The following is a 20,556-nucleotide window of genomic DNA, read 5'->3' on the forward strand; positions in this document are numbered from 1 at the left end:
TGCAAAGGTGGCAAGGATTTCTGCCATGCCAGCGCAGTGACGGTATCATTGGATATCGTGAACTGGGAGCTGACCATGGAGATGAAGCGCGTGAATGCCGGCAAACTGCGGGCGATCGGCTACGACAGCCGCCAACGCCTGCTGCGCGTCGAACTCGACGACGGCAGCGCCATCGAATACGCCGGCGTCGACAGCGAGGTGTGGCGCAAGCTGTCCACCTCGGGCGCCGCGTGGAGCTACTATCGCGACAAGATCGAGGAAGAGTTCAGCGGAAAACGGGCGGCGCCGCGCGCGTCATCGCAGTCGCGCGACGCCCTCAATGACTTGTTCGGCACGGCGGACGACCAAGGCTAGTGCGCCAGCGCGCGGTCGATCAGCTCGATCCAATGCGTCACCGGCGTGTCGGTGCCCGACTGCAGATGCGTCAGGCAGCCGATATTGGCCGAGACGATTTCTTCGGCGCCGGTCGCCCGCAGGTTCGCCAGCTTCTGGTCGCGCAGCGCATGCGACAGCTCCGGCTGCAGCACCGAATACGTGCCCGCCGAGCCGCAGCAAATGTGGCTGTCGGCGCACAGCGTGACGTCGACGCCGGCCGCGCGCAGCACGCCTTCGACCTTGCCGCGAATCTGCTGGCCATGCTGCAGCGTGCATGGCGGATGGTAGGCGACGCGCTTGGTGATCTTGCCCTTCAGGCGCGCGCCTAATTCGGTTTCGAATTCCGGCATGATTTCCGACAGGTCGCGCGTCATGCTCGAGATGCGCTCCGCTTTGGCCGCGTACGCGCTGTCGTGCGCCAGTAGATGGCCATACTCCTTGACCGTCACGCCGCAACCCGACGCGTTCATGACGATCGCCTCGACCTGGTCGACGTACGGCCACCAGGCGTCGATGTTGCGGCGCATGTCGTCAAGGCCGCCGTCCTGGTCGTTCATGTGGAAGCGCAGCGCGCCGCAGCAGCCAGCCTTTGGCGCGACCACCAGCTGCACGCCGACCGCGTCGAGCACCCGCGCGGTCGAGCTGTTGATGTTCGGCCCCATCGACGGCTGCACGCAGCCTTCCAGCACCAGCATCTTGCGCGCATGCGTGCGGGTCGGCCATACGCCGGCGGCAGGCGTCGCGGGCAGCTTGTCCTGCAGATTTTTCGACAGCAGCGGGCGCACCAGCTGGCCGGCCTTGAACGCCGGCTTGAACAGCCACTCGCGCGGCAGCGACTCCTTCAGCACGGTGCGGGTGATGCGCTCGCTGAGCGGGCGCGATACGCGCTCCTCGACCACCCTGCGGCCGATATCGGCCAGGCGGCCATACTTGACGCCCGAAGGACAGGTCGTTTCGCAGTTGCGGCAGGTGAGGCAGCGGTCGAGGTGGATCTGCGTCTTGCGGGTCGGCTCGGCGCCTTCGAGCACCTGCTTGATCAGGTAGATGCGCCCGCGCGGCCCGTCGAGTTCATCGCCGAGCAGCTGGTAGGTCGGACAAGTCGCCGTGCAGAAGCCGCAGTGGACGCAGGCGCGCAGGATGGCCTCCGCTTCGTCGCCTTCGCGGGTGCCTTTGATGAAATCGGCGAGATTGGTTTGCATGATCCTTTGGTTTCTCTACTGGCGACCCGGCGGATTCGGCTTTTCGCTGAGCCCGCGCCTGAGCTTTTCCCGGTCGCGTTCATATTGTTCAAAATTCGGGCCGATGCGCTTCAAGCACGCATTGCGGTCTTCGATCAACTTCATGCGGTTGCAGCGGTTGGTATCGGCGTCCTGCCCGATATCATAAAGCAGGCCGCATCCGGATGCAGACAACATCACAGCCAGGCACAACAAGGGCGGCAGTATCTTCATTTTGGCTCGGGGACGTGGTGGCTGAGGGAGCTGCCATCATAACCAGCCACCCGCGCCCGCCGCATATTAATTTTGCAAGTACCACCATGCGGTCCCTCTTGGCCCGATTTTCAGTACATCCGCCCAGGATTGAAAATGTGCGACGGATCGAACGACGCCTTGAGCCGTTCGTGGATCCGCGCGATCGCCGGCGCCAGCGGCTGGAACACGCCGACGCTCTTGTCGCCGCCGCGAAACAGCGTTGCGTGTCCGCCCACCGCCGTCACCGCGCTGCGTATGTTCTGCGCGGTGGCCGCGTCGCCGCTCGCTTTCAGCCAGCGCTGGGCGCCGCCCCATTCGATCAGCTGCTCGCCTTTCAGGATGATGGCCCCGGTGGTGGCCGGCACCGACAGGCGCCAGATGCTGTCGGCGCCCGCAAAGAACAAGTGCTGCTGCTCGCGCACGCTGGCCCAGAATGCGCGCGCATCGTCGACTGGCGCGCCGCCGAACTGGCGCGCCGCCGCGTCGACCGCGGCCTGCGCGCCGGACAGGCGCACCGTCAGCTGCCCATCGTGCCAGCAGCTGGCCGACAGCGGCAGCGGCTGGCCGCCCCACTCGTTGAGCCGGCGCAGCGCGTCGATCTCGCTCATCTCGAAGCGCAACGTCGTCTCGCGCACCGCCAGCGGCAGCACCTTGATCGAGTGCTGCAGCATCAGGCCGAGCGTGCCCATCGAGCCGGCCAGCAGGCGCGACACATCGTAGCCTGCGACGTTCTTCATGACCTGGCCGCCGAAGGTGAGCACTTCGCCGGTGCCGTCCATCAGCACGGCGCCCAGCACGAAGTCGCGCACGGCGCCGCTGGTGGCGCGGCGCGGACCGGATAAACCTGAGGCGATGGCCCCACCGAAGGTGGCGCCGTCGCCGAAATACGGCGGCTCGAAGGCCAGCATCTGGTGGCGCTCGGCCAGCGCGGCCTCGATCTCGGCCAGCGGCGTGCCGCAGCGCGCGGTGATCACCAGCTCGGTCGGCTCGTAGTCGACGATGCCTTTGTGGCCGCGCGTGTCGAGAAGGTCGCCGGCCAGCGCCTGGCCGTACCAGTCCTTGGTGCCGCCGCCGCGGATGCGCAAGGTGCGCTTGTCGGCCGCTGCCGAGCGCACCTGCTGCCTGAATTGTTCAATTTGCGGCTCTGTCATTGTCGTCATTCGCTTGTCAAAAACGCGGCAGGTCGGCGAACGGCAGCACGCCGCCGCTGACCCGCATCTTGCCGAATTCGGCACAGCGGTTCAAGGTGGGGATCGCCTTGTCCGGATTGAGCAGGAACGGCACGTCGAACGAGCGCTTCACCGCGAAAAACATATCAAGCTCGGGCCGGGTGAACTGCACGCACATCGAGTTGATCTTCTCTTTGCCGACACCGTGTTCGCCCGTGATGGTGCCGCCCACTTCGACGCACAGCGCGAGGATGGCGGCGCCGAACGCTTCGGCGCGGTCGAATTCGCCCGGCTGGTTGGCGTCGAACAGGATCAGCGGGTGCAGGTTGCCGTCGCCGGCGTGGAACACGTTGGCGCAGCGCAGGCCGTATTCGGCTTCCATCAGCTCGATGCCGGTCAGGACCTGGGCCAGCTTCTTGCGCGGGATGGTGCCGTCCATGCAGTAGTAGTCGGGCGAGATGCGGCCCGCCGCCGGGAAGGCGTTCTTGCGGCCGGACCAGAACTTCATCCGTTCGGCCTCGGTCTGCGATACCTGGATGGCGCTGGCGCCGGCCGCCTGCAGCACCGCCGTCATGCGTTCGATTTCTTCGTCGACCTCGAGCTGGGTGCCGTCGGCTTCGCACAGCAGGATGGCGGCGGCGTCGATGTCGTAGCCGGCCTTGACGAACGGCTCGACCATGCGCGACGAGGTACGGTCCATCATTTCGAGGCCGGCCGGGATGATGCCGGCCGCGATGACGCTCGCCACCGCGTTGCCGCCGGTGACGACGTCATCGAACGAGGCCATGATCACGCGCGCCGATTGCGGCTTGGGCACCAGCTTGACGGTCACTTCGGTGACGATGCCGAGCATGCCTTCGGAGCCGATGAATACGGCCAGCAGGTCGAGGCCAGGCGCGTCGAGCGCCTCGCCGCCCAGTTCAATGATCTCGCCGTCGATGGTGGCCACGCGCACGCGCAGCACGTTGTGCACAGTCAGGCCGTACTTGAGGCAGTGGACGCCGCCCGAGTTCTCCGCCACATTGCCGCCGATGGTGCAGGCGATTTGCGACGACGGGTCGGGGGCGTAGTACAAGCCGTGCGGCGCCGCCGCTTCCGAGATGGCCAGGTTGCGCACGCCCGGCTGGACGACGGCGGTGCGCGCATACTGGTCGACGCGGACGATCTTGTTGAGCCGCGCGGTCGAGATGACGACGCCGTCGTGCAGCGGCAGCGCGCCGCCGGACAGACCCGTGCCGGCGCCGCGCGGCACGATCGGCACCTTCAGGTCGCGGCAGATGTTAAGGATCGCCAGCACCTGTTGTTCGGTGTCGGGCAAGGTGACGACCATCGGCAGCTGGCGGTAGGCCGCCAGGCCGTCGCATTCGTAGGGACGGGTGTCTTCCGGGTCGGACAGCACGCAGCGCTCGGGCAAGGCGGCACGCAGTGCTGTGGCTACCTGCTGCCGGCGCACGGGATCGATTGTGAGGGATTGGGACATAAGTCGATTGTACTGGATTGTCGTTATGCCGTATCCTCGACATTATTCGATTCGCAGAACCAGGGAAAATTATGGGCAACAGGCTTTCAAAGATCGCCACGCGCACCGGCGACAACGGCACCACCGGCTTGGGCGACGGCAGCCGCACCGAGAAGGACAGCGCGCGTATCGAGTCGCTCGGCGACGTCGATGAACTCAACAGCTTCGTCGGGCTGCTGCTGTGCGAGGAGATGCCGGCCGATCTGCGCGAAGAGCTGGTCTTGATCCAGCACGACCTGTTCGACCTGGGCGGAGAGCTGTGCATTCCGGGCTACCAGATGATCACCGACGTGCACGTGGGCCGGCTCGACGATTTGCTCGAGAAGTACAACGCCAATCTGCCGGTGTTAAAAGAGTTCATCCTGCCGGCCGGCTCGCGGGCCGCGTCGCTTGCGCACGTGTGCCGCACGGTGTGCCGGCGCGCCGAGCGCAGCATCGTCACGCTGGGCAAGAACGAGACGATCAACGAGCATCCGCGGCAGTATGTGAACCGGCTGTCGGACCTGATGTTCGTGTTGTCGCGCGTGCTGAACCGCTTTGCCGGCGGCAGCGACGTGCTGTGGCAGCACGACAGGGGTCGGGTCTGATATTCGGACATTTCGGCGCGGGGGTCAGGTCTGACATTCGGACATTTCGGCATCTTGAAATGTTCGAATGTCAGACCTGACCCCAGCTTTTTTGCGGCCGCGTGAACGCCGGGGTCAGGTCTGCCATTCGAACATTTGAAAAGCTAAATGTCCGAATAACAGACCTGACCCCAGCTAGCTGTTGTTGACCACCAGGCGCGGCACCGCGGCGCCAAAGCGCTGGCGGATCGACGCGGCGATGCCGGCAGCGTCCAACCCGACGCCAGCCAGCAGCGCGGCCGGGTCGCCATGGTCGATGAACTTGTCGGGCAACCCGAGCATCAGCAGCGGCTTGACGATGCCTTCGGCTGCCAGCGCCTCGGCCACCGCGGCGCCGGCGCCGCCCATCACCGAACCCTCTTCGACCGTGACGAAATAATCGTGGTCGCGCGCCAGCTGCTTGACCAGCTCGACGTCGAGCGGCTTCACGAAGCGCATGTTGGCTACCGTCGCATTCAGCCCTTCGGCGGCCGCCACGCTCGGCGCCACCATCGAACCGAACGCCAGGATCGCCACGCCGGTGCCGCGCCGCTTGATTTCGCCCTTGCCGATCTCGATCGAGGTCAGCTCCTTTTCGATTGCAGCGCCGATGCCGGCGCCGCGCGGATAGCGCACCGCCGCCGGCCCCGGATAGTGGAAGCCGGTGGTGAGCATGCGGCGGCATTCGTTCTCGTCGGAAGCCGCCATCACCACCATGTTCGGGATGCAGCGCAAATACGACATGTCGTAATTGCCGGCGTGGGTGGCGCCATCGGCGCCGACCAGGCCCGCTCGGTCGAGCGCGAAGACGACGTCGAGGTTCTGCAGCGCGATGTCGTGGATCAGCTGGTCGTAGGCGCGCTGCAGGAAGGTCGAGTAGATTGCCACCACCGGTTTCAGGCCTTCGGTGGCCAGGCCGCCGGCGAACGTCACCGAGTGCTGCTCGGCGATGCCGACGTCGAAATAGCGCTCCGGGTACTGCTGCTCGAAGCGCACCATGCCCGAGCCTTCGCGCATTGCCGGCGTGATGCCGACCAGGCGTTTGTCGGCGGCCGCCATGTCGCACAGCCAGTTGCCGAACACTTCGGTGTAGGTGACCTTGCCGGCCTTGGTCGGCGCGATGATGCCCTCGGTCGGGTTGAACTTGCCGGTGCCGTGGTACAGGATCGGCTCGGCCTCGGCCAGCTTGTAGCCCTGCCCTTTCTTGGTCACCACGTGCAGGAACTGCGGCCCCTTGAGCTTCTTGATGTTTTCCAGCGTCGGGATCAAGGACTCGAGGTCGTGGCCGTCGATCGGGCCGATGTAGTTAAAGCCGAATTCCTCGAACATCGTGGCCGGCACCACCATGCCTTTGGCGTGTTCTTCGAGGCGCTTGGCCAGCTCGCGCACGGGACCGGGCAGCACCGATTTGCCGACGTTCTTGGCGGCGGCGTAGAACTGGCCCGACATCAGGCGCGCCAGGTAGCGGTTGAGCGCACCGACCGGCGGCGAGATCGACATGTCGTTGTCGTTCAGGACCACCAGCAGGTTGATGTCTTCCTGCACGCCGGCGTTGTTGAGCGCCTCGAACGCCATCCCGGCCGTCATCGAGCCGTCGCCAATGACGGCGATCGCATGGCGGTGCTCGCCCTTGATCTTGGCCGCCTGCGCCATGCCCAGCGCGGCCGAAATCGACGTCGACGAGTGCGCCGTGCCGAACGTGTCGTACTCGCTCTCGTCGCGCTTCGGAAAGCCCGAGATGCCGTCGAACTGGCGCAGCGTGTGCATGCGCTCGCGCCGGCCGGTGAGGATCTTGTGCGAATAGGTCTGGTGGCCGACGTCCCAGACGATGCGGTCGTGCGGCGTATTGAACACGTAATGCAGCGCGATGGTCAGCTCGACCGTGCCGAGGTTGGACGACAGGTGGCCGCCCGTTTTCGATACCGACTCGAGCAGGTATTGGCGCAGCTCGTCGGCCAGGGGCGTAAGCTGGGTGCGCGCCAGCTTGCGCAGCTGGGCCGGTTCGTTGATTGTCTCTAGCAAGTTCATTTATGCTTTCCGCTGCACGATCAGGTCGGCGATGTCGCGCAACCTCAGTGCTTTTTCTCCAAACGGCGCCAGCGCATCATGCGCTTCGCGCCGCAGTTTTTCCGCCAACAGCTGCGACTCTGCGAGTCCCAGTATCGACACATAGGTCGGCTTGTTGGCCGCCGCGTCCTTGCCGGCGGTCTTGCCCAGCGTGGCCGAATCGGCCGTCGCATCGAGCACGTCGTCGACGACCTGGAAGGCCAGGCCGATCGCGTTCGAATACGTATCGAGCGCGGCGCGTTCATCAACAGCGACGTCGCGTCCCGCCAGTGCGCCCAACACTACCGACGCGCGCAACAAGGCGCCTGTCTTGAGTTGGTGCATGCGCTCGAGCTGCGGCAGTGTCAGGCTCACGCCGACGCTGCCCAGGTCAATCGCCTGTCCGCCGCACATGCCGGCCGAACCGGCGGCGCTGGCCAGCACGCGCATCATCGCCACCTGGCGCGCTGGCGGGATCATCTGGTCTTCAGCGAGCACCATGAAGGCCTGCGCCTGCAGCGCATCACCGACCAGCAGTGCGGTCGCCTCGTCGTAGGCCACGTGCACGGTCGGCTTGCCGCGCCGCAGCGCGTCGTCGTCCATGCACGGCATGTCGTCGTGCACCAGCGAGTAGGCGTGGATCATCTCCACCGCCGCTGCCGCGCGCGCCAGCGTGCGCATGTCGGCGCCGAACACCCCGCCGGCCGCGTACGCCAGCAGCGGACGCACGCGCTTGCCGCCGCCGAGCACCGTGTAGCGCATCGCCTCGTGCAGGCGGGCCGGTTCCGTGACGGCCGCCGGCAGGAACGATTCCAGCGCCTGCTCGAGATGGGCCTGCACCGTTTTCATCCAGTCGTCGAAGGCCGCCGACATCGTCATTGGGCGCCCTCGCCGATGCCCTCGGCGGCGAACGGCTTGAGCATGTCGCCCTCTAACACCTTGACCTGCGATTCGACTTTTTCCAGCTGCGCGGCGCAGTACTTGACCAGCTCGGAGCCGCGCGCGTAGGCGGCGACCGACGCTTCCAGCGGCAGCTGGCCCGATTCCATCTGGGTCACCAGCTGCGCCAGTTCGGCCATCGCCTGTTCGAAGGATTCGGGCGCCAGTTGCGCGGCCGCTTCAATGTCGTCTGTTAATTTCTTTGCCATAGATGCTTTTGTAAATCGGCCGCGCGCAACTTGTGCGCCAGCAGCCAGTCTAATTCCTTATTCTAGAACAATCCATCCTGTTCGGTCGCGCAGGCCGCTCCAGCCTGGAGGCGAGCCGACATTTTATAGCAATCGGTCACACTGACATGAAAACGATGTTTCGTGAGCAATATGCGCGTCGCCTCCCACCACATTCACGCGCAGGACCGGGACTGTAGAGTCCGTTACACGGTATAATCGCCGGTTCTGTCCGAAATACCGTATTCCGCAGCCTAGATACTGGTCTTTGGATTCTTTCTCTTCTTTTGCTTTGAAGCTCATATTAAAGGGGGGTTGGGATGTCCGATCTGGCTACCCACGCCAAGCTGGCGCGCCCGAATGCGCAGCTTCCGGTAGATGTCTACTTTGACGAAGCGCTGCTCAAGCGCGAGATGCAGCAATTGTTCCAGGCCGGGCCGCGCTATGTCGGGCACGAACTGATGGTGCCCGAGGTCGGCGATTTTGCCACGCTCGCGGCCGAACACGAAGGGCGCATGCTGGTGCGCAACGCCGGCGGCATCGAAGTGCTGTCCAACGTCTGCCGTCATCGCCAGGCGCTGATGTTCAATGGCCGCGGCAATGCCGACAATATCGTCTGCCCGCTGCACCGCTGGACGTACGACCTCAAAGGTGAGCTGATCGGCGCCCCGCACTTTCCGGAAACGCCGTGCCTGCACCTGTCGAAAACGCCGCTGCAAAACTGGAACGGCCTGCTGTTCGAGCAGAACGGCTATAACGTCATGGACAAGCTGGCGAACCTGTCGGTCACCAAGGACTTCGATTTTTCCGGCTACATGTTCGACCACGTCGAAGTGCAGACCTGTAATTACAACTGGAAGACCTTCATCGAGGTCTACCTCGAGGATTACCACGTCGAGCCGTTCCACGCGGGCCTGGGCGGCTTTGTCAGCTGCGACGACCTGCGCTGGGAATTCGGCCGCGACTACTCGGTGCAGACGGTCGGCGTGAACCGCGGCCTGCAGAAATCGGGCTCGCCGATCTACCAGAAGTGGCAGGAGCAGGTGCTCAAGTTCCGCGGCGGCGTCGCGCCCGAAAACGGCGCCATCTGGTTCACGCTGTATCCGAACATCATGGTCGAGTGGTATCCGCACGTGCTGATCGTCTCGACCCTGTGGCCGGATGGCCCGCAAAAAACGCGCAACGTCGTCGAATTCTACTACCCCGAAGAGATCGTGCTGTTCGAGCGCGAGTTCATCGAGGCCGAGCGCGCCGCCTACATGGAGACGTGCGTCGAGGATGACGAGATCGCGCTGCGGATGGACGCCGGCCGGCGCGCGCTGATGGCGCGCGGAGTCAGCGAAAGCGGGCCGTATCAGTCGCCGATGGAAGACGGCATGCAGCACTTCCACGAGTGGTACCGCACCAATATCGACCTCGCCCTACCGCGTTAAGGATTCGATGGCCTCGATGTGGATGTTGTCAGCCGCCTTTCTGTTTTCCGTGATGGGCGCGTGCGTGAAACTGGCGTCGGACAGCTTTTCGATCTCCGAGATCGTCATGTACCGCGGCCTGATCGGGGTGGTCATGCTGGCGGTGCTGGTGGCTTACCGCGGCGGCAGCCTGCGCACCGCGTTCCCGTGGCAGCATGCGTGGCGCGGCGCGGTCGGCGTGGTGTCGCTGTGGATGTGGTTCTACGGGATCTCGCGCCTGCCGCTGGCGACCGCCGTCACGCTCAATTACATGTCGCCGATCTGGATGGCGGCGTTCCTGTTCTGCGCCGGCTGGTGGCATTCGAAGGACCACGTCGAGTGGCCGCTGGTTGGCGCCATCCTGCTCAGCTTTGTCGGCGTCACGCTGGTGCTGCAGCCGGCGTTCGAAGCGCAGCAGTGGCTCGGCGCCGTCACCACTCTAGCTTCCGGCATCCTGTCGGCCGCCGCCTACCTGCAGGTGCGCAAACTGAGCCTCTTGGGCGAACCCGAATACCGCGTCGTGTTCTACTTCGCGCTGGTGAACCTGCTCGCGGGCCTGGCCGGCAGCGCCACCACGGTGGCCGATCCGTCGATCGACACCTGGCACCAGATCGACGCGTACGGCGCCGGCCTGATGCTGCTGATGGGCGTGTCGGCGACCCTGGCGCAGATGGCCATGACGCGCGCCTACGGTACCGGCAAGACGCTGGTGGTGGCCAACCTGCAGTACACCGGCATCATCTTCTCGAGCGTGTTGGGCATGCTGCTGTGGGGCGACAGCTTCGGCTGGCATGTCTGGCTCGGCATGGCGGTGATCCTCTGCTCCGGCCTGGCCGTCACCTATTACAATACGCGCAAGACCGAGCGCGGCGTCGCGGTCGACAAGACCGATCCGATTGCAAGTGAAACCTGAGGACTCCATGAACACGACATTGATCTCCGCCAGCGAACTCGCTGCCCGCATCGACGACCCGGCGCTGGTCATCGTCGACTGCCGCCACGACCTGATGAACCTCGCCGCCGGTCGCGAGGGCTACGCGGTGGGGCATATCCGCAATGCCGTCTTCGCCGACATGGAAACGGCGCTGTCGGGCGCCAAGACAGGCGCCGACGGCCAGTTTCGCGGCCGCCATCCGCTGCCCGAGCGCGCCGCGCTGATCGAGACCTTGCGCGCCTGGGGCATCGACGACGACAGCCAGGTCGTCGCCTACGACGCCCACGGCGGCATGTTCGCCGCGCGTTTGTGGTGGCTGCTGCGCTGGGTCGGCCATCCGGCGGTGGCGGTGCTCGACGGCGGCCTGGCCGCGTGGCAGTCGCAGGCGCTGCCGATGACGGCCGACGTGCCGGCGCCGCGGCGCGGCGCCATCGCCGAGCGCGCGCCGCTGGTCGCCACCGTGACGGCCGGCGACGTGCTGGCCAACATCGGCAGCGGCGAGCGCACGCTGATCGATGCGCGCGCGCCGGACCGCTTCCGCGGCGAGAACGAGACGATCGACCCGGTCGGCGGCCATATCCCGGGCGCGAAGAACCGGTTTTTCAAGGATAACCTGCAGGCCGACGGCCGCTTCAAGGATGCCGCCCAGCTGAAGGCCGAGTTTGCGCCGTTGGTGGCCGATCCGGCCAGCGCCGTGATGCAGTGCGGCTCCGGCGTGACCGCCTGCCACAACCTGCTGGCGCTGGAGGTGGCCGGCATGCCTGGCGCGGCGCTGTATCCCGGCTCGTGGAGCGAGTGGGTCGCCGACCCGTCGCGGCCAGTAGCCAAAGGGGTCTGACGATAGGGGCCCTGACCAGGCCCTGACCAAGGGGGTCTGACCCGCTTGCTGGGTCAGACCCCGTGTTGTTAGCTCAAGAGTCGTCGCGCCTTAGTCGCCGCCGCAGCCACCGCCGCCATCACATCCATCCCCGCCGCAGCCGGCGACAGCGCCGCACGACGATCCGTCGCGCCGCGTTAGGTCGACCGCTGCCGTCATCCCGACCGGATAGAACAAAGCCCCTTCTGGCCGGCCGTGCTGGTCGAGGCGCCGGCATCCGACCTGGCCTTGCACCAAGCGGTAGCCGTAGCCGCCCGGCATAAACAAGCTGCCATCGAGTGCAAACAAGCGCGGCACAATCGGCGCGGAGGGGTCGCCGCCGCGCAGCTGACGCGCGGTGGCGATGCAGGTGGCCAGGGCGTTCTCCATGTCCGGTCCCATCTCCGCCTGGTCGACATGCGCGATGGTCCTGCCGAAGTGCTGGATGCAGAAGGCGTCGAGCGAGCGCGCGTCCATCCGTGCCCACGCGTGCCAGACCGAATCGGCGGCGATCGACGGCAGGAGGCAGCGCTTGCCGCTGGTACGCACGCAGTCGAAAAATGTCAGCAGGCCCTCGGTGGCACGGGCGAAAAAAAAGGCATCCTGTGGGATGCCTTTGAATTCGAACTGCGCCGTACGTTGCCAGTACGGGAACAAGCTGGCGGGAATCACCGCTGTCGCCTTCCAGTAGCGCGACATGTGGCGCACCCTCAACGCCCGCACCTGGTCGATGCTGTCCATCAATTTGTTGATCATGTTGTCATCTCCTTTTTTATTGTTTTTCATGGCTATAAATATAGGCCGCGAATATGACAGGAAGATGACAAAAAAGAGTTCTAGTGGCCGGCGGTGAGGAACAGCACAATGATGACACCCAGCCCGATCATCAGCACCTGCGGCACCGATTCCTTGACCGTCGCGCGGCGCTGCATCTGCGGCATCAGGTCGCTTACCGCAATGTAGATGAAGCCGGAAGCTGCGAACACCAGCACGTACGGAATCAGCCCGCTGGCGCGGTCGAGCGTGTAGTAGCCGAGCAGGCCGCCGGCGACCGCCATCAGGCTGCACAGCAAATTGAACACGTACGCCCGCTTGCGCGTAAAGCCGGCGTTGAGCAGCACGATGAAGTCGCCGATCTCCTGCGGAATTTCGTGCGCGATGATGGCCAGGCCGGTGACGATGCCGAGCTCCGGATTGGCCAGGAAGGCGGCCGCGATCAGGATGCCGTCGGTGAAGTTGTGCATGCCGTCGCCGATCAGGATCATCCAGCCGGAGCGCCCCGCTTCGTGCTTGTCGTGGCCGTGCGCGTGGTGGTGGCCGTCGCCTTCGTGGTGGTGCGAATGGCGCAAGATCGCCAGCTTCTCGAGCATGAAAAAGCACAGCAGCCCGGCCAGCAACGTGGCAAACAGGCTGCGCGGGTCGGCCTTCGACTCGAACGCTTCGGGCAAGGCATGCAGGAACGAGGTCGACAGCATGATGCCGACCGACAGGCTGACCATGCGCTCGACCATCTTCGAGAGCAGCGTGAACGAAAACACCGCCGCGGCGGTGATGCTGAAAACGCCGGCAATCGTGGTCGCCAGCAGGATGGAAATGAGAATCGGGTCGATTTTGATGCCTCTTGTTCGGGTCTTGCAATTGCCGCAAGACCGGCATTGTACCGCCCAGATTGCCGAGGCACACTTTGTGCGCGCAAAAACCGCTCCCCGAATGCAGCGCGGCGATGAAAATATATCGCTATATTTTCATCGCCGCGCCTGGATCTACCTACCCTTGCCGGTTACGGCGCCAGCGCGAAGTTGACGTTCGACTGGTTGGCCGTGGCGATATCGACCACGGCGATCGACTTGACGGCGTAGCCGGTGGCGGACGCGTCAAGCTTGTACTTGCCGGCGCCTGGAACCGTGGTCAGGCTCTGGGCGAACACCAGCGGCAAGGTGGCGCCGTAGGCGGCGTACTGCGGCGCGGCGACCGGCAGCTTGGCCAGCGTGTAGGCGCCGCTCGCCAGGTCAGCGCCCTGGTACTTGATGGTCACGGTCGGACCGGCGGCAAACGTCTGCTTGGCCGCGACGAACGCCGCCTCGGTGCTGCTGGCCGGCGCCAGCGTGACGGCGCCGCTGATGGAACCGGAAGCGCTGGCAGCTAGCGCGATCGGCGCCGCCGACGTCGACAACGCGGTGGTACTGGTGGTGCTGGCGACCGGCACGGCGCCGATCACGGAAGCGGCGCGGTCGTCGGCGGTGATGACGACATCGTAGTTGCCGGGAGCCAAGCGCGAGAGGAAAAATTCGCCGGTCGAAGTCGGCGCGGTGGAGCTGACGATGACGCCGTTCTGCTGCGCCGACACCATCACGCGGCTAGGCAGCAGCGCGGTGCTGACGAAGCCGGAGATGCCATTGGCCGCCGCCGGCACGACCTTGATGACCGGTTTCAGCGCGTACTTGCCGTTGCCGCGGGTGAGCACCGATTTGCAGGCGTCGAAGTCGAGCACCAGGTCGACCTTCTGGCCGGCGGCGATATCGAACTCATTGACCAGCTTGATGCCGCTTTGCGTGCCGCTCGGCGTTTCCAGCGTCTGTTCGGCGGTGCTGCCGGTCGGGATCACGGAGTTGGCCAGGCCGGTGCCGGTATTGGCGTCGAGCACCAGGCGCAGCTGGGTGTATTTGCCCGGCGCGAGCGAGGTCTGGCCGAGCGACTCGAGCACGCCGTTGGTCAGGTTCAGCAGGTTGATCTTCTTGGCGGGGCTGAGCGTGATGTCGGTCCAGCCGGCATCGGTGTCGCCGGCCGTCGAACTCTGGTGCACGCGCACCTTGTTGACGGTGACGTTGACCGCGTCGAAGCCGCAGGCCGGCGCGTCGGTCATCGATACCGCGAGTGTGCCCATCGTCGCAGTCGGGGTCGGCGCCGGGGTGCCGCCCCCGCCACCGCCGCCGCCGCAGGCAACGAGAGTGGCCGCGGCGATCGCGGTGGTGGCCAGCAGGCCGGTGCGGATGACGTTTTTGCGCATGAAGTTGCCTCTTTTTTAGTTGTACGAATCGAGAACTGCTCTCAGCCGAACTGCACTGTAATGACAGCTTACTATCCGTACGGCAACTTCTGCGTGCGTCACCGCACGTTGAAACCTCCGCTTACACTTCTTACAAGGTGTTCTTGTCACCCCAACAATTTAACGTTGCGCTTACCCAACGACAACATCAATGGGCCTCATCCCAGTTGTTGCCGACGCCAACTTCCGCCAGCAGTGGCACTTTCAATTCGGCCACGCTGGCCATCAGCTCGGGCAGCTTGACCTTCACCAGCTCGAGCTCCGCCTGCGGCACTTCCAGCACCAGCTCGTCGTGCACCTGCATGATCATGCGGGTGGCGAGACCGTCGCGTTCGAGCCAGTCCTGCACGGCGATCATCGCCAGCTTGATCAGGTCGGCCGCGGTGCCCTGCATCGGCGCGTTGATCGCGGCGCGCTCGGCGCCCTGGCGGCGCGGGCCGTTCGGCGAATTGATCTCCGGCAGCCACAGGCGCCGGCCGAACACGGTCTCGACGTAGCCGCGCGCCTTGGCCTGCATGCGCGTGTCGTCCATGTAGGCTTTGACGCCCGAAAAGCGCGCGAAGTACTTGTCGATGTAGCTTTGCGCGGCGGCGCGCTCGACGCCCAGGTTGGTGGCCAGGCCGAACGCGCTCATGCCGTAGATCAGGCCGAAGTTGATGACCTTGGCGTAGCGGCGCTGCTCGCTGTCGACGTCGGCCGGCGCCAGGCCGAAAATCTCGGCGGCGGTGGCGCTGTGGATGTCGACGCCTTCGGCAAACGCGCGCAGCATCGCCTCGTCTTCCGAGATGTGCGCCATGATGCGCAGCTCGATTTGCGAATAGTCGGCCGACACGATCACGTTGCCGGGCGCGGCGATGAACGCTTCGCGGATGCGGCGCCCCTCGGCGGTGCGGATCGGGATGTTCTGCAGGTTCGGGTCGTTCGACGACAGGCGCCCCGTCACCGCCACCGCCTGCGCGTAGTTGGTGTGGACGCGGCCGGTGTCGCGGTTGACCATCTTCGGCAGCTTGTCGGTGTAGGTCGACTTGAGCTTGGAGATGCCGCGGTATTCGAGCAGCACCTTCGGCAGCGGGAAGTCTTCGGCCAGCTTTTGCAGCACTTCCTCGTCGGTCGACGGCGCGCCGCTCGGCGTCTTCTTGATCACCGGCAGTTGCAGCTTGCCGAAGAAGATCTCGCCGATCTGCTTGGGCGAACCGAGGTTGAACGGGCCGCCAGCCAGTTCGTGCGCTTTCGCTTCGAGCTCCATGATGCGCGCGCCCAGTTCGCCCGACTGCACATCGAGCAGCGCGCCGTCGATCAGCACGCCGTTGCGTTCGATCTTTTGCAGCACGACCGAAGTCGGCAGCTCGATGTTGCGGTAGATGAATTCAAGCTTCGGGTCACTGTCGACATGGCCCTTCATCGCCTGGTACAGGCGCAGCGTGATGTCGGCGTCTTCGCCGGCATATTCGGTCGCGCGCGCCAGTTCGACCTGGTCGAAGCAAATCTGGCCGGCGCCCTTGCCGCACACGTCGGCCATCGGAATGGTGGTGTAGCCGAGGTGACGCAGCGCCATGTTGTCGGTGTCGTGCGCCTTGTGCGACTCGAACACGTACGACTGCAGCAAGGTGTCGTGGACGATGCCGCGCAGGCTGACGCCGTGGTTGGCGAACACGTGGGTGTCGTACTTCAGGTTTTGGCCCACTTTCGGCTTGTCGGGATTCTCCAGCCATGCCTTCAGCTTGCCGATGACCAGCTCGCGCGACAGCTGCTCGGCGACGCCGGCGTAGCGGTGCGCCAGCGGGATGTAGGCGCCCTTGCCCGGCTCGACCGCCAGGGCAATGCCGACCAGCTGCGCCGTCATCGGCTCGGTCGACGTCGTTTCGGTGTCGATCGACGTCAGTTCGGCGCCGTCGACCAGCGCCAGCCAGCGCTCCAGGCCAGCCTCGGTGGTGATGGTTTCGTACTCGCCGCGGATCAGCGGCACCAACTGCGGCTCGCCGAACAGGTCGCCTTCGGGCGAATTGAGGGCGGGGCCTTGCGGACGGCCGGCGTTGGGGTTGCCGACGATTTCGCGCAGCAAGGTCTTGAAGCCGTAGCGCTGGAAGAAGTCCTTCAGGCCGTCCATATTTTCTGGCTGGCCGACCAGCGTCTCGGTGATCGACACCATGTGCGCCGACAGGTCGCAGTCGCACTTGACGGTGATCAGCGCGCGCCCTTGCGGCAGCCATTCGAGCGCGGCGCGCAGGTTGTCGCCGACGGCGCCGGTGATCTTGGCATTGTTCTCCATCACGCCTTCCAGGCTGTCGTGCGCGGCCAGCCACTTCAGGGCCGTTTTCGGCCCGCACTTCATCACGCCCGGGATGTTGTCGACCGAGTCGCCGATCAGCGCCAGGTAATCGATGATGCGGTTCGGCGCCACGCCGAACTTGGCCAGCACGCCGGCTTCGTCGAGCGTCTCGTTGGTCATCGTGTTGATCAGGGTGACCTTGTCGTTGACCAGCTGCGCCAGGTCCTTGTCGCCGGTCGACACAATCGTCTTCATGCCGAGCGCGGAGGCCTGCACCGACAAGGTGCCGATGACGTCGTCGGCCTCGACGCCGTCGACCATCAGGATCGGCCATCCCATGTGCTTGACCGCTTCGTGGATCGGCTCGATCTGCAGGCGCAGGTCGTCCGGCATCGACGCGCGCGTGGCCTTGTACTCCGGGTACATGTCGTCGCGGAACGTCTTGCCCTTGGCGTCGAACACGCAGGCGATGTAGGCGGCCGGATAATCGGCGCGCAAACGGCGCAGCATGTTGACCATGCCGTGCATGGCGCCGGTAGGATGTCCGTCCGGGCTGCGCAGATCCGGCAAGGCGTGGAATGCGCGGTACAGGTAACTGGAACCGTCGACTAACAACAGGGTATTTTGCATGGCGCTAACTGAAAGTGAGGCCGGACCGGGCCGGCGAAGTGTCTGGCATTATCGCAGAATCCGGCATGGAAAAAACGCAACCATGCGCAACGCGGTATGCTCTCCATATGAGGACGAATTCGACACGTTTCACTGGCAACGGTGTCAATTTGTTACAATGACATATAACGAATCACAAGGTGGACCATCATGTCGCGCACTTCTTTTGTCTGGAAAACCCTGCTGTTGGGCATGCTTGCGCAAGTGGGCATTGCACACGCGCAGCAGACCGCCAACACGCCGCCGCCGAAGATGGAGCGGATCGAGGAAGGCAGCGACATCCCTGCGACGACGATCACGCCGAAAAACCGCAGCCGCACGAACATCAATGAAAAGCGCGAGGGCGGGCGCATCACCGAAGTGGAAGTGACATCCGGCAAGAGCACCTACACGATGAAGGGCACTCCTCCGGGCTCCGTGGCGCAGACCGGCGACGCTACCGGCAGCACCTTGCGCCCGCCGCAGTGGAAGGTGCTGGAGTTCGACCTGTCCCGCAAGAAACAAAAGGATGCTGAAGCGGCGGACACTGGCACGGCTGATGCGCCGCCACCGCCGCCGCCGAAACCCGGCAAGTAAGCTGTTCCGCAGGCACGGTCCGCACGGCGGCACCGTGTCCCAATTTTCCCTTTACACTACCTTCGCTCGCACATGGCAGTCTTCACCGCGGTCAGTCTGGATGACCTCACCCACTGGATCGAGCAATTCCCCCTAGGCAAAGCAATCGCGATCAAGGGCATCGCCTCCGGCATTGAGAACAGCAATTTCTTCATCACGACCGAGCGCGGCGAATTCGTCTTGACGATCTTCGAGAATCTGACGTTCGAACAACTGCCGTTCTACCTGCAGCTGATGCGCCACCTCGCCGAGCGCGGCGTGCTGGTGCCGGCGCCGGTGGCCAATGCGCAGGGCGAGCTGGTGGTGCCGCTGCACGGCAAGCCGGCCGCCATCGTCAGCAAACTCGACGGCACGTCGCAGATGCAGCCGCAGCCGCTGCACTGCGCCGCGGTCGGCGCGATGGTGGCGCAGATGCACCTGGCCGCGCGCGACTTCCCGTTGTCGCAGCCGAACCTGCGCGGCCTCGACTGGTGGACCGAGACCACGCCAAAGGTGCTACCGTTTCTATCAAGCGACAACGCCGCCCTGCTGCGCGCCGAGATGGCCTTCCAGCATGCGTTTGCCACCGGCGAAGCGTACGCCCGCCTGGCGCGCGGACCGGTGCATGCCGACCTGTTCCGCAACAACGTCATGTTTGACGGCGACCGGCTGACCGGGTTCTTCGATTTTTACTTTGCCGGCTGCGACACCTGGCTGTTCGACTTGGCCGTCACCGTCAACGACTGGTGCATCGTGCCGGAGACGGGCGTCCTCGATGCAGCGCGCGTTCGCGCGATGCTCGATGCCTACCACGCGGTGCGCCCGTTTACCGCAGATGAGGCGGCCTCGTGGCACGCGATGCTGCGCGCCGCCGCGCTGCGCTTCTGGTTATCGCGCCTGTATGATTTTTACCTGCCGCGCGAGGCGGAAATGCTGACCCCGCACGACCCGTCCCACTTCGAACGCATCCTGCGCGAGCGCATCGCCACCCCTGCACCGGGGTTGTTCGCATGAGCGCGCTTCCGGCAAAGACCGGCTGGGCCTGGCTCAAGCAGGCGATGACCTTGTTCCGCAAGCAGCCGGCGGCGCTGACGACAGTTATGTTCGGCAACGTCCTACTCAGCATTTTGCTTGGCAACATTCCGCTGCTGGGGCAGATCGCCGCAGTCGTGCTGATCCCGTCGTTCAGCATGGCGTTGATGCAGGCCTGCCTGATGATCGACCACAACGAGCGCGTGACCCCGGCAGTGCTGCTGACCGGCTTCAGGAAGCCCGCCGTCTTCAACCTGTGCAAGGTCGGCCTGGCCTACCTGGCCGTCACCGCCGTATTGACCTTGATGGCGTACCTGATGATCGGCGAGTCGTTCTGGAAACAGGCCGCCACGCCCACCGCCAACCCGGTCGTCGATCCTTCCGACCTGATGGGCGTGCTGTTAGTTGCCCTGCTGCAGGTAGCGACCGTGGTTGCGCTGTGCTTCGCCGCACCGCTGGTGTTCTGGCAACAGATGGCGCCGGCCAAGGCGATCTTCTTCAGTTTCTTTGCCGTCATGCGCTCGTTGCGGGTGTTCGTCGTGATGCTGATGGCCTGGTTTGGCATGTTCATGGCGGCCACCGTCGTGCTGCTGATGCTGCTCGGAAACGGTTCGATGGGCCGGGTTGTGCTGACCTGGGTCGCCTTCCTGTTCATCCTGCTGTTGCAGTGCGCCATGTACGCCGGTTATCGCCAGGTGTTTGGCGTGCCCGAGTTGAAAGGCAAGCCCGGTCCGGCGCTATAGGGTGCGTGGGATGTTAAACTGCGCGTCACATACCACGCATCCAGATTGATACCATGAACACCACCACCAAGCCGGCCGCGCAAAAAAAGCGCGCCGAGCCAAGCGCCGAGCGCGCCGCCAATCCCTTCCTCGACGCCGAGTTGTACACGCGCACGCGCGAGTATTCGCCGCGCGAGGCGATCTTTTCCAAAGAGATGAAGGCCATCAACGAGCGTGGCGCCGGCAAGCGCAACCGCGATCCGCTGCAGGCGCCGTCGCTGCAGCCGCTGCTTGGCATGGTCAAGAAGGGGCTGTCGCTGAAGGACATGTTCGGGAAGATTATCGCCGGCACGGACAAGGGGCTGTGGGAAGGGTGGATGTCGACGTTCGGCTTCGAGATCCGCTCGGTCAACTACGCGCCGACCGGCAAGCGCAACGCGGTGTTGGCGCTGGACATCGGGATTTCGTCGAAGGCCAACGCGCTGTTCGCCAAGGAAGGCATCCCGAACTGGCGCAGCCTGGTGGTGGAAGATTGCGCCGAGCTTAAGATTCGCCACGCGACCGAGAAGACGCCGTTCGACGCCTGCGCAGTTTTCTACCTGGATAAATGATTTTTCAGCGGAGGGAATGC

General features: G+C 64.7%; 21 protein-coding genes. 10 read left to right on the plus strand and 11 right to left on the minus strand.

What is annotated here, in order from left to right; genetic code table 11:
- Positions 1-75 precede the first annotated feature (75 nt).
- Complete coding sequence (locus CR105_RS09560) at positions 76-354, plus strand: KTSC domain-containing protein (protein WP_099788347.1); 279 nt, start codon at positions 76-78, stop codon at positions 352-354.
- Here the strand turns inward: CR105_RS09560 and glcF are convergent.
- The 4 genes from glcF to CR105_RS09580 all read right to left on the minus strand — a co-directional run bounded on the left by glcF (position 351) and on the right by CR105_RS09580 (position 4,496).
- A complete protein-coding gene (gene glcF / locus CR105_RS09565) occupies positions 351-1,574 on the minus strand; it encodes a glycolate oxidase subunit GlcF (RefSeq protein ID WP_099788193.1) in 1,224 nt (407 codons plus the stop codon). The two genes, CR105_RS09560 and glcF, sit on opposite strands and share 4 nt — an antisense overlap.
- A gap of 15 nt (positions 1,575-1,589) precedes the next feature.
- Entirely contained in the window at positions 1,590-1,826 is a 237-nt protein-coding gene (locus tag CR105_RS09570) for a hypothetical protein (protein WP_099788194.1), read from the minus strand.
- A 110-nt stretch (positions 1,827-1,936) separates the two neighbouring features.
- Positions 1,937-3,007, minus strand: a complete 1,071-nt coding sequence (gene glcE / locus CR105_RS09575) for a glycolate oxidase subunit GlcE (RefSeq protein WP_180288143.1) — start codon at positions 3,005-3,007, stop codon at positions 1,937-1,939.
- 7 nt (positions 3,008-3,014) lie between these two features.
- The gene (locus CR105_RS09580) at positions 3,015-4,496 is read right to left on the minus strand and encodes an FAD-linked oxidase C-terminal domain-containing protein (RefSeq protein WP_099788196.1); all 1,482 of its coding nucleotides are present in this window, start codon (positions 4,494-4,496) and stop codon (positions 3,015-3,017) included.
- 71 nt (positions 4,497-4,567) lie between these two features.
- On the opposite strand from CR105_RS09580, the gene CR105_RS09585 reads away from it, so the two are divergent.
- A complete protein-coding gene (locus CR105_RS09585; RefSeq protein WP_099788197.1) occupies positions 4,568-5,122 on the plus strand; it encodes a cob(I)yrinic acid a,c-diamide adenosyltransferase in 555 nt (184 codons plus the stop codon).
- 174 nt (positions 5,123-5,296) lie between these two features.
- Here the strand turns inward: CR105_RS09585 and dxs are convergent, their stop codons facing one another.
- The 3 genes from dxs to CR105_RS09600 are packed head-to-tail and all read right to left on the minus strand — an operon-like array spanning position 5,297 to position 8,334.
- Entirely contained in the window at positions 5,297-7,168 is a 1,872-nt protein-coding gene (dxs, locus tag CR105_RS09590) for a 1-deoxy-D-xylulose-5-phosphate synthase (protein ID WP_099788198.1), read from the minus strand.
- Positions 7,169-8,059 carry a polyprenyl synthetase family protein gene (locus tag CR105_RS09595; RefSeq protein WP_099788348.1) on the minus strand — a complete coding sequence of 297 codons (891 nt, stop codon included), beginning with the start codon at positions 8,057-8,059 and terminating at the stop codon, positions 7,169-7,171. It lies immediately after the preceding gene.
- 2 nt (positions 8,060-8,061) lie between these two features.
- Complete coding sequence (locus CR105_RS09600; protein WP_099788199.1) at positions 8,062-8,334, minus strand: exodeoxyribonuclease VII small subunit; 273 nt, start codon at positions 8,332-8,334, stop codon at positions 8,062-8,064.
- 338 nt (positions 8,335-8,672) lie between these two features.
- Between CR105_RS09600 and CR105_RS09605 the strand changes: the two genes are divergently transcribed.
- Genes CR105_RS09605 through CR105_RS09615 form a run of 3 tightly spaced genes read left to right on the plus strand, consistent with a single transcriptional unit; the run spans position 8,673 to position 11,575 of the window.
- Entirely contained in the window at positions 8,673-9,785 is a 1,113-nt protein-coding gene (locus tag CR105_RS09605) for an aromatic ring-hydroxylating oxygenase subunit alpha (protein WP_099788200.1), read from the plus strand.
- Positions 9,786-9,792: 7 nt separating this feature from the next.
- On the plus strand, positions 9,793-10,716 hold the full coding sequence (locus CR105_RS09610; RefSeq protein WP_099788201.1) for a DMT family transporter: 924 nt from the start codon (positions 9,793-9,795) through the stop codon (positions 10,714-10,716).
- Positions 10,717-10,723: 7 nt separating this feature from the next.
- Entirely contained in the window at positions 10,724-11,575 is an 852-nt protein-coding gene (locus CR105_RS09615; RefSeq protein ID WP_099788202.1) for a sulfurtransferase, read from the plus strand.
- A 90-nt stretch (positions 11,576-11,665) separates the two neighbouring features.
- Here CR105_RS09615 and CR105_RS09620 read toward each other — a convergent pair whose 3' ends face one another.
- Complete coding sequence (locus CR105_RS09620; RefSeq protein WP_099788203.1) at positions 11,666-12,349, minus strand: UCP032817 domain-containing protein; 684 nt, start codon at positions 12,347-12,349, stop codon at positions 11,666-11,668.
- A gap of 80 nt (positions 12,350-12,429) precedes the next feature.
- Positions 12,430-13,179 carry a ZIP family metal transporter gene (locus CR105_RS09625; RefSeq protein WP_099788204.1) on the minus strand — a complete coding sequence of 250 codons (750 nt, stop codon included), beginning with the start codon at positions 13,177-13,179 and terminating at the stop codon, positions 12,430-12,432.
- Between CR105_RS09625 and CR105_RS27755 the strand changes: the two genes are divergently transcribed.
- On the plus strand, positions 13,118-13,396 hold the full coding sequence (locus tag CR105_RS27755; protein WP_131021671.1) for a hypothetical protein: 279 nt from the start codon (positions 13,118-13,120) through the stop codon (positions 13,394-13,396). The genes CR105_RS09625 and CR105_RS27755 overlap by 62 nt on opposite strands.
- Here CR105_RS27755 and CR105_RS09630 read toward each other — a convergent pair.
- Both CR105_RS09630 and polA read right to left on the minus strand, forming a co-directional pair.
- Positions 13,374-14,600, minus strand: a complete 1,227-nt coding sequence (locus CR105_RS09630; RefSeq protein ID WP_099788205.1) for a DUF4382 domain-containing protein — start codon at positions 14,598-14,600, stop codon at positions 13,374-13,376. The two genes, CR105_RS27755 and CR105_RS09630, sit on opposite strands and share 23 nt — an antisense overlap.
- 187 nt (positions 14,601-14,787) lie before the next feature.
- Positions 14,788-17,538 (minus strand): DNA polymerase I, encoded by a 2,751-nt coding sequence (gene polA / locus CR105_RS09635; protein ID WP_099788206.1) that lies wholly within the window; start codon positions 17,536-17,538, stop codon positions 14,788-14,790.
- A 189-nt stretch (positions 17,539-17,727) separates the two neighbouring features.
- On the opposite strand from polA, the gene CR105_RS09640 reads away from it, so the two are divergent.
- The 4 genes from CR105_RS09640 to CR105_RS09655 all read left to right on the plus strand — a co-directional run bounded on the left by CR105_RS09640 (position 17,728) and on the right by CR105_RS09655 (position 20,536).
- Positions 17,728-18,153 (plus strand): DUF2782 domain-containing protein, encoded by a 426-nt coding sequence (locus tag CR105_RS09640; RefSeq protein ID WP_131021672.1) that lies wholly within the window; start codon positions 17,728-17,730, stop codon positions 18,151-18,153.
- 72 nt (positions 18,154-18,225) lie between these two features.
- Positions 18,226-19,185, plus strand: coding sequence for a homoserine kinase (locus CR105_RS09645; protein WP_099788208.1), 960 nt, complete (start codon positions 18,226-18,228; stop codon positions 19,183-19,185).
- Positions 19,182-19,946: a BPSS1780 family membrane protein gene (locus CR105_RS09650; protein ID WP_099788209.1), complete on the plus strand. Its 765-nt coding sequence runs from the start codon at positions 19,182-19,184 to the stop codon at positions 19,944-19,946. Before CR105_RS09645 ends, CR105_RS09650 begins: the two co-directional genes overlap by 4 nt.
- A 53-nt stretch (positions 19,947-19,999) precedes the next feature.
- On the plus strand, positions 20,000-20,536 hold the full coding sequence (locus CR105_RS09655; protein WP_099788210.1) for a hypothetical protein: 537 nt from the start codon (positions 20,000-20,002) through the stop codon (positions 20,534-20,536).
- Positions 20,537-20,556 lie beyond the last annotated feature (20 nt).

Origin of the sequence: Massilia eurypsychrophila (assembly GCF_002760655.1) — a bacterium.
GTDB lineage: Bacteria > Pseudomonadota > Gammaproteobacteria > Burkholderiales > Burkholderiaceae_D > JAFCUW01.

What these genes read in the sequence shown, in the direction of transcription:
- CR105_RS09560 (WP_099788347.1), top strand. Translation starts at nt 76, where the DNA reads ATGGAGATGAAGCGCGTGAATGCCGGCAAACTGCGGGCGATCGGCTAC.
- glcF (WP_099788193.1), bottom strand. Translation starts at nt 1,574, where the DNA reads ATGCAAACCAATCTCGCCGATTTCATCAAAGGCACCCGCGAAGGCGAC.
- CR105_RS09570 (WP_099788194.1), bottom strand. Translation starts at nt 1,826, where the DNA reads ATGAAGATACTGCCGCCCTTGTTGTGCCTGGCTGTGATGTTGTCTGCA.
- glcE (WP_180288143.1), bottom strand. Translation starts at nt 3,007, where the DNA reads ATGACGACAATGACAGAGCCGCAAATTGAACAATTCAGGCAGCAGGTG.
- CR105_RS09580 (WP_099788196.1), bottom strand. Translation starts at nt 4,496, where the DNA reads ATGTCCCAATCCCTCACAATCGATCCCGTGCGCCGGCAGCAGGTAGCC.
- CR105_RS09585 (WP_099788197.1), top strand. Translation starts at nt 4,568, where the DNA reads ATGGGCAACAGGCTTTCAAAGATCGCCACGCGCACCGGCGACAACGGC.
- dxs (WP_099788198.1), bottom strand. Translation starts at nt 7,168, where the DNA reads ATGAACTTGCTAGAGACAATCAACGAACCGGCCCAGCTGCGCAAGCTG.
- CR105_RS09595 (WP_099788348.1), bottom strand. Translation starts at nt 8,059, where the DNA reads ATGTCGGCGGCCTTCGACGACTGGATGAAAACGGTGCAGGCCCATCTC.
- CR105_RS09600 (WP_099788199.1), bottom strand. Translation starts at nt 8,334, where the DNA reads ATGGCAAAGAAATTAACAGACGACATTGAAGCGGCCGCGCAACTGGCG.
- CR105_RS09605 (WP_099788200.1), top strand. Translation starts at nt 8,673, where the DNA reads ATGTCCGATCTGGCTACCCACGCCAAGCTGGCGCGCCCGAATGCGCAG.
- CR105_RS09610 (WP_099788201.1), top strand. Translation starts at nt 9,793, where the DNA reads ATGGCCTCGATGTGGATGTTGTCAGCCGCCTTTCTGTTTTCCGTGATG.
- CR105_RS09615 (WP_099788202.1), top strand. Translation starts at nt 10,724, where the DNA reads ATGAACACGACATTGATCTCCGCCAGCGAACTCGCTGCCCGCATCGAC.
- CR105_RS09620 (WP_099788203.1), bottom strand. Translation starts at nt 12,349, where the DNA reads ATGATCAACAAATTGATGGACAGCATCGACCAGGTGCGGGCGTTGAGG.
- CR105_RS09630 (WP_099788205.1), bottom strand. Translation starts at nt 14,600, where the DNA reads ATGCGCAAAAACGTCATCCGCACCGGCCTGCTGGCCACCACCGCGATC.
- polA (WP_099788206.1), bottom strand. Translation starts at nt 17,538, where the DNA reads ATGCAAAATACCCTGTTGTTAGTCGACGGTTCCAGTTACCTGTACCGC.
- CR105_RS09640 (WP_131021672.1), top strand. Translation starts at nt 17,728, where the DNA reads ATGTCGCGCACTTCTTTTGTCTGGAAAACCCTGCTGTTGGGCATGCTT.
- CR105_RS09645 (WP_099788208.1), top strand. Translation starts at nt 18,226, where the DNA reads ATGGCAGTCTTCACCGCGGTCAGTCTGGATGACCTCACCCACTGGATC.
- CR105_RS09650 (WP_099788209.1), top strand. Translation starts at nt 19,182, where the DNA reads ATGAGCGCGCTTCCGGCAAAGACCGGCTGGGCCTGGCTCAAGCAGGCG.
- CR105_RS09655 (WP_099788210.1), top strand. Translation starts at nt 20,000, where the DNA reads ATGAACACCACCACCAAGCCGGCCGCGCAAAAAAAGCGCGCCGAGCCA.